The sequence below is a fragment of the Paraconexibacter algicola genome, assembly GCF_003044185.1.
Lineage (GTDB): Bacteria > Actinomycetota > Thermoleophilia > Solirubrobacterales > Solirubrobacteraceae > Paraconexibacter > Paraconexibacter algicola.
On sequence record NZ_PYYB01000001.1, the window covers coordinates 2,543,321 to 2,554,779 of the forward strand.

The window sequence follows — 11,459 nt, forward strand, 5'->3', positions numbered from 1 at the left end:
TCCCTGCTCGCCTTGTGGCACGTCCTCGCCGTTCCGCCGTCGGAGCGTTCTGCCAGGCGAGATGGGCCGCACGTCGTCGGGGACGCCGGGCCTCCGGTGCGCGTCAAGCGGCCCGGTTTGATTCGGGTACGGGACTTCCGACCTGTCGGCGGCATCCGACGAATCCGTGTACTCCAAGGTGACCGTGTCGAGCTGCGTGTTCGGAGCGACCGCACGGAGGCGGCGCATCTCGACGGCTACGACCTTCGAACGAGGCTCAGCCCGGGGCGCGCCACCCGTCTCAGCTTCGACGCGGAGCGACGTGGGAGTTTCGCGCTGGAGCTGGAGGGCTCCGCCGAGCAGCTCGCCGAACTCCGGGTCGAAACACGGCCGGGGCCACGGCGCTGAGGTACTCGGACGGTGACGATCGACGCAAGATCCAGCGGTATGTGGGCTGCGCTCCTCGCCGGACTCATGGTCGGCTTGACCCCGATGACGACGTCAGTGGCTCCCCATGTGCTGCAGCACGTCGTTCTGATGTTCTTCGTCCCGCCGATCCTGGTCCGCGTGGTCCCTGGCCTCGCGGGAGGTCGACAGCTCGGGGTCGGCGCGGGCGTCGCGCTGGTCCTTGTCGGGATTCTGGCGATCTACGCGCTGCACGCGCCGCCGTCGTTCGAGCTCGACCTTCGCAACGCCGGCGCGGGACTCGCAGTCCACAGCGGCTTGATCGCGGCAGGACTCGTCCTGGTCCTGCCGGTCACCGGCACCTGGTCGGTGCGAGGGATGGCTGCCGTAGGGCTCGTCGCCCTCGCGGAACTCGGCGTGGGGGCGCTCGGAATGTGGCTCGCCTGGATCCCGAAGCTCGTGTACGACGTCCCAGGCGACGACCGGGCTTTTGGTCTCGACCCGCAGTCAGACCAGGCAGCCGCCGGAGCGATCATCCTGGTTGTCGCCGAACCGCTGCTGGCCGTCGAAGTCGCGAAGCTGTTCTTTCGAGCGCTGCGGGAAGGGGAGGCCGAAGACCTCGCCTCGGATTCGAGTTGATCGATGACCCGCCGGCTAGACTTGGGCGAGGTCGGATCGGCGGGGGCTCGGCTGCAGGCTGCCGTTTGATATCAGCCGTCTTCTGGGGCGGTTGTGAACGTGGGCTTGGTGTTCGAGGAACCGATTCGCGGGTCCCGGGACACGATCCGTGAATTGCTTGAGATGTTTTGCGCAACGGTGATCCTCAGGCTGCCGGCTGTGGGACGCGTGAGGCCTGCTGCATCTGACAGCGTGTGCCATCAGCTCTTGGGCTTCTTGCCTGCGAGGCGACGAAGCTCGCGGCGCCGCTCCGGGTCCAGCTGCTGGATCGACCGCGCGAAGTGGACCAGGACCTTATCGCCGTACTCGTCGATCAGATCGGCGACCTCGCCGGCTGCGCGCCGCTCGTGGTAGTCGGCTCGTGAAAGCGCGGCCGTGTAGTGGTCGGTCTTGCCGGAGCGGCGGCGAACGAGCAGGTCCTTTTCCGCGAGACGGCTCATGACGGTCATGACGGTCGTGTACGCGCGCGTCTTCTCCGCACGGGCGTTCAGCCCGTCGAGGACCTCACGAACGGTGGACTCACCGCGAGACCAGACCTCAGACATCACCTCGCGCTCGAGCTCGTGCAGTTCGGGTAGTCGCTCCTGTGGCACGCGCGCAGTCTACCGCGGAGCCCGCGAGCACTACGCAGCGTAGTATTGGCGGGTGTCTGTCGCCTCTTCCCTGCGGGTCCCCGTTCTCCTCGCGGCCGCGCTGGTGCTGACGCTGGTGCTGCCCGCTTCAGCGGCCGCCCATGGTCTGGTGATTCGTGCGGACCTCCCGATCCCCGAGTGGCTGTTCGGGTTCGGTGCGGCGGCGGTCGTGATCGTCACGTTCGTCCTGCTCGCGGTCGCCTGGAAGGAGCCGCGACTAGAGGAGCCCGAGACACGCTGGCTGCCCGATGCCGTCGGTCGCCTCGTCACGAGCCGGAGCCTCGAGGTACTCGCCGGTTCCGTCGGCGTCGTCGCTCTCGGTGGGGTGATCTGGGCCGGGTACACCGGGACCGAGTCGCCGAACGCCAACCTCGCTCCGACGCTCGTCTACATCCTCTTCTGGCTGGGGTTCGTCCCCCTGAGCATCGTGCTCGGCGACGTCTTTCGCCTCTTCAACCCGTGGCGGGCGCTCGGCCGGGCCGTCGGCGGGATGCTCGCCCGCTTCGAGATGCCGGAGCCGCTTGCGTACCCGGCGCGCCTCGGCAACTGGCCCGCCGCGGCGGGACTGCTCGCGTTCGCATGGCTCGAGCTCGTGGCCACCGACGGCGACCTGCCGGTCAACGTGGCCACCGCGACGTGCATCTACACCGTGGTCCAGTTCGTCGGGATGTCGTTGTTCGGCGTGCAGAGGTGGTGCGAGCAGGCCGAGGCGTTCGGCGTCTACTTCAACCTGCTGTCACGCATCTCGCCTTGGACCCGCGACGACCGGCGTATCGGTCTGCGCCCCCCGCTGGCCGGGCTCGCCGCGGTCGAGGTACGTGCCGGGACGGTCGCGTTGCTGGCGGTCATCATCGGCTCGACCTCGTTCGACGGCTTCAGCGGCGGCGCGACGTGGCAGGACTGGACCCGGACCCTGCTCGACCTCTTCGGGGGTCTCGGGCTCAGCGCCCGCTACGAGCTGGAACTGGCCTACGCCGTCGGCCTCGCCGGTGCCGTGCTCCTCGTCGGCGGGTTCTTCCTCCTGGGCGCGGCGCTGACCCGGCGCGCCGCCGGGGATCCACGCAGTGTCAAGGAGACCGCACGCCGCTTCATCCACGGTCTCGTGCCGATCGGGGCGGCGTATGTCGCTGCGCACTACGTCACCCTCCTCCTGCTTCAAGGGCAGTCACTTGCCTACCTGCTGAGCGATCCGCGGGGCGACGGGTCCGACCTCCTCGGGACCGCGGACTGGACCATCGACTACGGCTGGCTCAGTCCGGAGCTCATCTGGTATCTGCAGGTCGGCGCCGTCATCCTCGGGCATGCGGCGGCACTCGCCGTCGCGCACGACCGCGCCCTGGTGCTCTACGGCGACGGCCGTCGGGCGACGCGCTCTCAGGTGGGGATGCTCGTCGTGATGGTCGGCTTCACCGTCCTCGCGCTCTGGTTGCTCTCGGAAGCCGCGAAGGGCTGACGCGCTCATGTTCGTTCTCGCGCATGCCGGCGACTGGCTGCTCTCCATGATCTACATGGCCCCGGTCGTGATCCTCGTAGGCGCACTGCTCGTCGCGCGCCGGCGTGACCCCGGCGACGAGTTGCGGGAGTGGGAGGACGAGGACGAAGACCTGCTGGACCTCGGCGACGATCAGCCCTGAGCGCCGGTCAGGAGCGGGCGCTCCTCATCGCGGCCCGGGGCCCTGGCCCCGCGCGTCGTAAGGAGGTAGACGGCCAGCAACATGGCCGCGCCGAGGGGGAGACCGACCGCTCCCGGGTTGTCGAGGTCCGTCGCCGAGCTGAAGGCCAGGGCGTTGTTCAGGACGTGCAGCGCGATCGGTGCGGCGAGCGAGCCCGTCCGCTCGTACAGCACGCACATCAGCGCCCCGAGGAATGCGAGAAGCGGGATGAGCGGAAGGACGTCCGGATCCCCGAGGTGAACCGCACCGAACAGCACGCCGACGAAGAGCGCGGCTCCAGCAGGTCCCAGTCCGTTGCGGGCGGCGCGATAGACGAAGCCGCGGAAGAAGAACTCCTCGACGACCGGAGCGATCACGACGACCATCACCGCCGCGGCGATCAGGCCGGCCCCTCCGCGGTCGGCGCCGAGCCGCTCGAGCGTGTCCTGGCTGCCGCCGTCGCTGACGACGAGGCTGTACAGCCAGCTGACGCCATAGAACATCATGGCTGCGATCACGACGGCGCCGACGAGCCGGCCGCGGGTGATACGCACGAGACCGAAGTCCGCCGGCCGCGGGGCGGGATGCCGGAGTGACACCGCGAGGGCGAGCGGGACGACGATGAGGAGCACGTCCTGCCAGAGCGTGGCGAGCAGCGCACCGTTCGCCGAGAGCTCGCGTCCCGGCTCCCCCGCGCCGGTGGCCACGACGACGATCGCGCCCCCGGCGCCCGCGAGAGCAAAGGTCGCAAAGGGTGCGATCACGCACCACCAGGGGGGCCACGAGTCCCGGTTCACCGGGTCCAGCGTACTACTACGGGGGATAGGAGATCAGCTGGTGGCCGGTCGTGCCCTTCGTGGACGAGGCCACAGAGCGACGACGGCGATGGCGCCGGCGATGCCGGCGATGACGGTCGGATGAAGGTGGCCGTCGCAGCCCACGCCGGGCGCACAGGTCGTGCTCGACGTGATGAGGATCGAGGCGGCGATGAGGCTCGCGACCGCCACGGCGATCGCGGGGATCTCCGTCGCCGGCAGGACGCGGCGGTCGCGCCCGAGCAGCCCGTCGACACGGGCCGCGTGAATGCCGCCGTCGGGCCAGGTCTCGCCCTCGAGCAGAGCCCCGGCGAGCGCCTGCGGGCTCGCGGTGAGCAACGCCGCCCGGTCGGCCGCGAGCTCGCGGCGGATCTCGCAGGCATCGGCCAGACGCCGGGCGCTGCCGAGGTCGAAGCCCTCGGCCAGCGCCCGAGCGAGCATCGCGCGGGCCGGGTCGCGCCGCCGCGCGTGGTGGCGCTCGTGCTCGAGCACTGCGACCAGTTCCTGCGGAGAGAGGGCCTGCACGGTCCCGGTCGAGAGGAGGACGGTCGGGCGGAGGACCCCGACGCAGCCGACCACTTGGCGCGGGTCGTCGATGAGACGGACAGAATGGCCTCCGACGACCTGCGCCCGGGACCCGCGTTCTACGGCTCGCCGCAGCGCTCGGGTCTCGAGCGCGCAGCGGATGAGTTCCCGGCCGGTGCGAATCAGGACCACGCCGCCTGCGGTGGCGAGCCCGGCGGCAAGGATGCGCACCGCCGTCGAGGGGTGATGGAACGCGACCGCGTCCAACGCGAAGGCCACGGCCGCGCAGAACGACGCGAGCAGGACGACCGCGGCGACGCCGGGACCAAGGAGGACGCGCGATCCACGCACCTCACGAACTCTACGCGGTCTACGTGCCGATCGCCGACAGCAGCCAGAGACCGAGGCAGGTGTATCCGACCATCACCGCCAGCATCCAGTACTGGGAGCGCACGGCATCCCGATGGTTGCGGAAGACGGCGAGAGAGCGGTCGTGGGCGAGGACCAGACCGGCGACGTGCCCGACGACGAGCGCGCCGACCTGGACGTACCAGATGACCGAGGTCGAGACCGCGGTCAGGTCGACGCCGGCATCGGCGGTGCCGAAGAGATCGGAGCCCGTGGCGAAGGGGTCGGAGATCATGAAGCCGAGCGCCTGGCCCTGGAACACGACCAGGCTGAAGTAGTGCGCCAGGACGTACGCCAGCGCGATCGGCACGAGGGAGTGCGCGAAGCGCTCGGCCAGCTTCGCTCGGTCGACGCCCGGTCGCATCGTCGCCATCCCCGAGATCGCGAGCCGGTACAGCACGAGGATCAGCGCGATGCAGAAGGCGATCCCGAGCGTGTCCACGATCGCTCGCGTTGTCGCTTCCCCGAGCCCGAGATCGCTCATCCACGACACGACGTCCGGCGCGAAGCTCGTCCACAGACCGCCCTGCGACGCTCCGTCGAAGCTCGTCGTCCCGATCATCGCCGCAAGCACGGCGAGCGTTCCCCGAGGAGTCGCGGCGGCCGCGAGCCCGACCAGGGGAGGGCGGATCCCGAGGCGCCCGTCCCGCCAATGGACAGGGGCCATGGAACCGATGAGCGAGAAGGCCACTGCGAAGCCGTCGGCCCTCCTGGTCCATGGCTCGACCCCGTACCGGCGCATCCCCCAGAGCTGCGTCACGAAGTACCCGAGTGCGAGGAGCGCTACGACACGCGGCTCGTCGCCGAATGGTGCGGCCAGCTCGATCCAGGCGAACACCACGACGGTCGCGGCAGCCGGGTAGCGGCCGACCTTCGCGGGGTACGCGCGCGCCGTGCCGGATTCGTCGAAACGCAGCGCCCGGGCGACGGTGCGCCAGGGATTGAACGCGTTGAAGACGTCACCCAGAAGGAGCGAGATCAGGGGAATCCCGACCCAGAACACGACGTAGACGAACGTCGGCGCCAGATTGCGCGTCGGATCCTGCTCGCCGAACACTCCGGCCGCGACGACCACCACGAACGTCAGGACGCCCACGGCCCCCGCGGCGTTCCTCAGCCAGCGAGGGGCACGATCCTCCGTCGTCTCCGTCGACCGGTCCCGTTCGAGACGAGGCTCGTTCCATCCGACCGACAGACCGATGAACGAGACGACCAAGACGACGGCCGCCGTCCACGCGAAGAGCCACTGGGGCACCGGCAGGTCGAGCCGACCCACGAGACCGTGCGCAGCGGCCGAGCCAGGAAGCAGCAGGAGCGCGGTGCAGAAGAGCACCGCGGTCGCGATGACACGGCGCCGTCGTGTCACGGGTCCACGCGCAGCTCAGCGATCGGCACGGCCGAGTTCTCGAGCTCGAGCTCGAAGATCCCCGTGATCTTCGCCTCGAACGCGAAACGCGCGTCGCGTCCCGGCCCTACGGGCGTCTCGATGTCGTAGCCGTGCAGGTGGGCGTTCTCGCCGCGGTCGCTTCGGACGACGAAGCGCACGTCTTCCCCCTGCTTCGCCCTGAGCCTCTGCACACCGCCGACCGGCTCCAGGCCCTTGACCTCGACGATCTCGGGCGCCGGGGTCGGCTCCGGGGTCGCCGCAGGCGCGGCGGTCGCGCCCGGCGAGCCGTCGGAGGGCGGTTCAGGCGCCGTCGTGACGGCTTGGGTCACGACCGGGGTGGACGTATCTTCGTCAGTGGGCCGAAGCGCGACGAACGTCGCGGCGAGCGCGATGACAGCAACCAGGATGAGGCTGAGACGTGCGACGCGGGGCACGGGAGGGTCCTTTGCTCAGGAGGCGATGTACTACGCAGCGTAGAAGAACCCGCGCTGCGTTGGCATTCACCCTGGCGGAATGCCTTCTGCTTGCCACTGGACGGCGGCGATGGTGACCGCGAGCGCGCACACGACGCCAAGGGCGATCGCGACCGCCCCGACACCAAACGCGACGCCGAGCGCTCCGGCGACGGGGTAGGTGATGAGCCAGCACGCGTGTGAGAGGGCGAACTGGGCGGCGAAGAGCGGCGCGAGGTCCTCGCGGTTGCCGGAGCGCCGGAGGAGCCGTCCGGCCGGCGTCTGCACCAGCCCGAGCCCGGCTCCGAGGACCACCCACAGGACGAGCAGGCCTGCGTAGCTCCCGAGCGCGGCGACGACGGGGAGCGCGCCGGCGAGCAGGGCACCCCCGAGGAGCATGAGCGTGCGGTCCGAGACCCAGGTCAGGAGACGGGGGACGAGGGCCGCCGCGAAGACGGAGCCGGCCGCCGTCGCGCAGAGGGCCAGCGCGACGGCGCTGGCCCCGAGCTCGAGGTCGTCGCGGACCAGGACGACGGTGTTGACGATCGTCATCGCGCTCGCGGAGGCCACGGCGAGGTTCAGCGCCAGGAGCGCGCGGAGGCGTGGGACGGTGGTGAACCGCCTGATGCCCAGCGTGATGCGCTCGCGGCTGCGGTCGGAGACGACGCTGCTGCGGGCCGGGAGCGCGAGTCCCGCGATGAGCGCGGCGGAGAGGACGAAGGTGACGCCGTTGACCGCGAAGAGCGCATCGAAGTCCACGAGCAGCAGCAGCGCTCCGGCGAGCGCGGGGCTCAGCAGCTCACCCAGGTCGTAGGCGACGCGGGAGAGCGACAGCGCGCGGGTGTAGTCGGCCTCGTCGGGGAGCACCTCCGGGATCGTGGTCTGGAACGCCGGGGTGAATCCGGCTGCGCAGGCGTTGACCACGAAGATCAGGACGAACACCTGCCAGACCTCCGTGACGAACGGCAGGACGAAGAGCACCATCGCCCGAACGACGTCGAGCGTGATCAGCATCCGCCGACGGTCGAAGCGGTGGGCGACGGCGGCCACGACCGGCGCCAGGCCGACGTAGGCGATCATCTTCAGCGCGAGCGCGGCGCCCAGCACGCTGCCCGCGTTCGGGCCCGCGAGGTCGTAGGCCAGGAGCCCGAGCGCGACGGTTGTGACGCCCGTGCCGACGAGCGCGACGACCTGCGCGGCGAACAGCCGTCGATAGACCGGGTCGGTGAGCGGACCCGTCGCCTGCCCCGACCGTCGCGGGTGACGCAGGTGACGATGCGGTCCGCGGTGCGGGTGCGTGTGCAGATGGCCGCCGTGCGCGTGTGGCGCGGAGATCGTGAAGGGGCTCGTCGGCATGTGTTCCACGGATCGTGCACCATCGGTGCGCCGACGCTGCGCCACGTCACCCACAGCAGATCCCATGGAGCGGGGACGTTCTGGGAAGCAGTTCCTTGGGCGTTCCTGGGGCACGCGCTCCGGTCCAGGGGAGACGCCTGGCCCAACAGTGAGTCGGATGGCAGCCGTCCGGCGTTCTTTCGAGTTCAACCTCGCGGTCCTCTCGCCGCAGGCCAGCTCGATCCAACCTCGGCGACCACGCGTCGCGTCGACCAGACGTTCTCGCAATTAGCCGCGGTCTTCCAGGACCGAGATCTTCAGACGGCTACCGGAGCTCGGTCTGGTTCGCGCGCCTGAGGACGTCTAGACCGATGATCGCGCCAGACGCGGCGGCCGCCATCAGCGTCGTACGGCGCGGCAACTCGCCGCGAGAGTACGCCCACCACCACGCCGCCTTGTCGAGGACCTGGACGGGGAGGAACAGGTCGCGCGCGGTGGCGTTCCCGCGAGCGGCGAGGGCGCTGATCGCGGCGGTGCGCGCGGCCATCAGACGCCAGCCCAGCACGGCGCCCGGGGTCGCCTGCTCGGTGGGCAGGCCGAAGACGCGAAAGAACAGACGAGGAGCGAGGGTGCTCGAGACGGAGACGCTCCCGCCGATCGCCGCCATGCCCTTGGTGTATCCGTCGACCGATGTCACCGGATTCCTCATAAAACCAGAATACATACTGGCTGTATGTTCTAGCGGTCTGCCCCTCCGACGAGGGCCGACGAACAACGTGCTCAGGAGCTCCAGCTAGCCATCGAGTGCAGCAAGGTTGAGGACGGTCATCTCACTCCGGCGGGCGAATCTCGCGACCAGGCGACGCCCTTCGCGGTCGGGAGCAATGCACCAACGGGACTCCCTCGGCGTCGCCGAAGACGGGTGACACTCCTTGGACCTCAAGAAGATCGCGCGCGTGCCGATCTAGTGAACGTGAGCCGTAGGATGTCGACGGACGTTCGCGAGGAGCCGCATCCGTTGCAGACGACACAGGCGACGCTGGTTCGTAGCTTTCCGCGAGCAGGCGTGCTCACGTGTGACGCCGAGCTGAAGGTCACGCTCGTCGAGGGTGAGCTCTACCGTGCGCGCGAGACCGACATCGTCCGCCCGGCGGGGCAGTGCCTGCGCGCGGTCTTGGAGACGTTCGAGATGGTCGAGCACCTGGCGCTTTATGAGACAGCGCTGGACGGCGAGCAACGCGAGCTCGTACAGCCGTGGGTCGACGGCGCGACCGTTCTCCTGCGGTTCGGGCCCCTGCGCGACGGTGACGGCGTTGTGACCGGTGCGGTGAGCGTCGCGACCGACATCACGGCGCAGTGTCGAACGCAGGTCGCGCGCGACGAGACGCTCGACCGGCTGCGGGCTGAGCGCACCCGGTTCAGGACGGCGTTTCAGAGCGCAGCAGCGGGTTCAGCGATTGCGACCCCGGACGGGACGCTGGTCGAGGTCAACGCGACCTATGCGAGGATCGTCGGGCGGTCCATCGACGAACTCGTGGGAACGAAGGTCGCGGCGCTGACCCATCCAGACGACCTCGCAGAGACGGCGGCCTACTTCCGCGCGTGCATCGAAGGTGGGGAGGCCTCGGCTCAGCTCGAGAAACGCTTCGTACGCCCCGACGGCACGGCTGTTCCGGCACTGGTCTCCGCCGCTCTGGTCCGCGACGCGGACGGCGCGCCGGCGTACGTCACCGCGCAGGTCATCGACCTCTCCGCCCGTCAGGCAGCCGAGCGCGATGCCCGGGTCGCACGTCAGCGTCAGCGGTTGATCCTTGAAAGTCTGCCCGGAACGGTCGTCGCGCTGTACGACCACGCCCTGCAGGTCGTCGACGTCGAAGGCCTGGGACCGGACGATCCGGACGGTCATACGGACGCGTCCGTCCGCGGTGCCCACCTCAGCGACTTCTTCAATCCGGGCGACTTCGCCGTCGTCGAACCGCAGATGCGCGCAGCGCTGGCGGGCGGCCACGGGCACGCGGAACTGCACAGCCCGGGAGCGGATTTCGAGATGGAGGCCGCTCCGTTCGTGGAGGACGGGCGGATCACCGGCGTGCTGGCCGTCTGGCGCAACGTTACGGCGCGCAACGAGGCCGACCGCGCCCGACGCGACGCCGACCGACAGCTACGTGCTGCATTCGACAACGCCCCGATCGGCATGGTCATGGTTGGGCTGGACGGTCGATTCACCCGCTGCAACGCCGCGATCTGCCAGATCACCGGGCACACCGCCGCCGAGCTCTCCGCGCTCGAGCCGTTCGCGTTCGTCCACCCGGATGACGTCCAACACGTGGCCTCGCAGTTCCTGGCCCTCGGCGAAACAACAGACTCGATCTCCGTGGAGCACCGCATCATCCACGCCCACGGAGCCACCGTGTGGGTTCAGGCCCAAGTCACCCTTATGCGCGACGACGACGAGCAGCCGCTGTACGCCCTCGCGCAGGTCGCCGACATCTCCGAATTCAGAATCTTCGAGGACCGGCTCCGCCACATGGCCGATCACGACTCGCTCACGGGGCTGCTCAACCGTCGGAGTTTCGAGAGCGCGCTCGCTGCCCACCTCGCCACTCGCCGGGGTGCGACGAACCGCGGGGCGCTCATGGTCCTTGACATCGACCAGTTCAAGACGGTCAACGACACTCTTGGACACCGGGCCGGTGACGGGCTCATTCAACGGGTAGCGACCGTGCTGGCCTCTAACACTCGCCAAGACGACACTCTCGCGCGTCTTGGGGGCGACGAGTTCGCCGTACTCCTGCCAAACGCCGACAGGGCCGACGCCGACGTGGTCGCCGGCAAGCTTCTGCATGCAATCCGCGAGGACCCCGCGCTGACCCACGGCCCTGGCCGCCGGCGCGTGACCCTCAGCATCGGCGTCTGCGTCCTCGCAGAAGCCGGCTCCGACGGTGCAGAGGACCTTCTCGCCCGCGCCGACCTCGCGATGTACGAAGCGAAAGACGGCGGTCGCGACCGCCACAGGGTCTCGACCCGGACGCCGACCCAAGCCGGGCCGACTTCCCGCCCGGCCTGGTCGTGAGGCCTGCGCACGGCCCGTCGACGGAGGAACGCTCGCGCTGCAGGTGCCGCCGAGCGCTACCTACCTGCCATGTCGACCCGGTCCTGCCCAGCAGTACGCACGCGGCTCGCGTCGGTTG

11 protein-coding genes are annotated in these 11,459 nt (G+C 69.7%); 4 read left to right on the forward strand and 7 right to left on the reverse strand.

The features are described 5' to 3' along the window. Positions 1–399 precede the first annotated feature (399 nt). Positions 400–1,023 (forward strand): cytochrome c oxidase assembly protein, encoded by a 624-nt coding sequence (locus C7Y72_RS12050; protein ID WP_146175353.1) that lies wholly within the window; start codon positions 400–402, stop codon positions 1,021–1,023. Between the two features lie 239 nt (positions 1,024–1,262). Here C7Y72_RS12050 and C7Y72_RS12055 read toward each other — a convergent pair whose 3' ends face one another. Beyond that, complete coding sequence (locus C7Y72_RS12055; RefSeq protein WP_107568963.1) at positions 1,263–1,655, reverse strand: BlaI/MecI/CopY family transcriptional regulator; 393 nt, start codon at positions 1,653–1,655, stop codon at positions 1,263–1,265. Between the two features lie 52 nt (positions 1,656–1,707). Here C7Y72_RS12055 and C7Y72_RS12060 point away from each other — a divergent pair, with 52 nt between their 5' ends. Next, complete coding sequence (locus C7Y72_RS12060) at positions 1,708–3,147, forward strand: fenitrothion hydrolase (RefSeq protein WP_199223929.1); 1,440 nt, start codon at positions 1,708–1,710, stop codon at positions 3,145–3,147. Positions 3,148–3,154: 7 nt separating this feature from the next. Further along, positions 3,155–3,328, forward strand: coding sequence for a hypothetical protein (locus C7Y72_RS23320; protein WP_158276823.1), 174 nt, complete (start codon positions 3,155–3,157; stop codon positions 3,326–3,328). Here C7Y72_RS23320 and C7Y72_RS12065 read toward each other — a convergent pair. From C7Y72_RS12065 to C7Y72_RS12090, 6 genes are all read right to left on the reverse strand, one after another. Next, entirely contained in the window at positions 3,319–4,143 is an 825-nt protein-coding gene (locus tag C7Y72_RS12065) for a CPBP family intramembrane glutamic endopeptidase (protein ID WP_107568964.1), read from the reverse strand. The two genes, C7Y72_RS23320 and C7Y72_RS12065, sit on opposite strands and share 10 nt — an antisense overlap. A gap of 33 nt (positions 4,144–4,176) precedes the next feature. Beyond that, positions 4,177–4,953 (reverse strand): M48 family metalloprotease, encoded by a 777-nt coding sequence (locus tag C7Y72_RS12070; RefSeq protein ID WP_158276824.1) that lies wholly within the window; start codon positions 4,951–4,953, stop codon positions 4,177–4,179. Positions 4,954–5,056: 103 nt separating this feature from the next. Continuing rightward, the gene (locus tag C7Y72_RS12075) at positions 5,057–6,427 is read right to left on the reverse strand and encodes a fenitrothion hydrolase (protein ID WP_107568966.1); all 1,371 of its coding nucleotides are present in this window, start codon (positions 6,425–6,427) and stop codon (positions 5,057–5,059) included. A 29-nt stretch (positions 6,428–6,456) separates the two neighbouring features. Then, the gene (locus tag C7Y72_RS12080; RefSeq protein ID WP_107568967.1) at positions 6,457–6,915 is read right to left on the reverse strand and encodes a hypothetical protein; all 459 of its coding nucleotides are present in this window, start codon (positions 6,913–6,915) and stop codon (positions 6,457–6,459) included. Positions 6,916–6,981: 66 nt separating this feature from the next. Next, a complete protein-coding gene (locus C7Y72_RS12085; RefSeq protein WP_107568968.1) occupies positions 6,982–8,289 on the reverse strand; it encodes an MFS transporter in 1,308 nt (435 codons plus the stop codon). Between the two features lie 304 nt (positions 8,290–8,593). Then, on the reverse strand, positions 8,594–8,977 hold the full coding sequence (locus C7Y72_RS12090; RefSeq protein ID WP_146175354.1) for a hypothetical protein: 384 nt from the start codon (positions 8,975–8,977) through the stop codon (positions 8,594–8,596). 276 nt (positions 8,978–9,253) lie between these two features. Here C7Y72_RS12090 and C7Y72_RS12095 point away from each other — a divergent pair, with 276 nt between their 5' ends. Further along, positions 9,254–11,341, forward strand: coding sequence for a GGDEF domain-containing protein (locus tag C7Y72_RS12095; protein WP_107568970.1), 2,088 nt, complete (start codon positions 9,254–9,256; stop codon positions 11,339–11,341). Positions 11,342–11,459: the final 118 nt, after the last annotated feature.

What these genes read in the sequence shown, in the direction of transcription:
- C7Y72_RS12090 (WP_146175354.1), bottom strand. Translation starts at nt 8,977, where the DNA reads ATGAGGAATCCGGTGACATCGGTCGACGGATACACCAAGGGCATGGCG.
- C7Y72_RS12085 (WP_107568968.1), bottom strand. Translation starts at nt 8,289, where the DNA reads ATGCCGACGAGCCCCTTCACGATCTCCGCGCCACACGCGCACGGCGGC.
- C7Y72_RS12095 (WP_107568970.1), top strand. Translation starts at nt 9,254, where the DNA reads ATGTCGACGGACGTTCGCGAGGAGCCGCATCCGTTGCAGACGACACAG.
- C7Y72_RS23320 (WP_158276823.1), top strand. Translation starts at nt 3,155, where the DNA reads ATGTTCGTTCTCGCGCATGCCGGCGACTGGCTGCTCTCCATGATCTAC.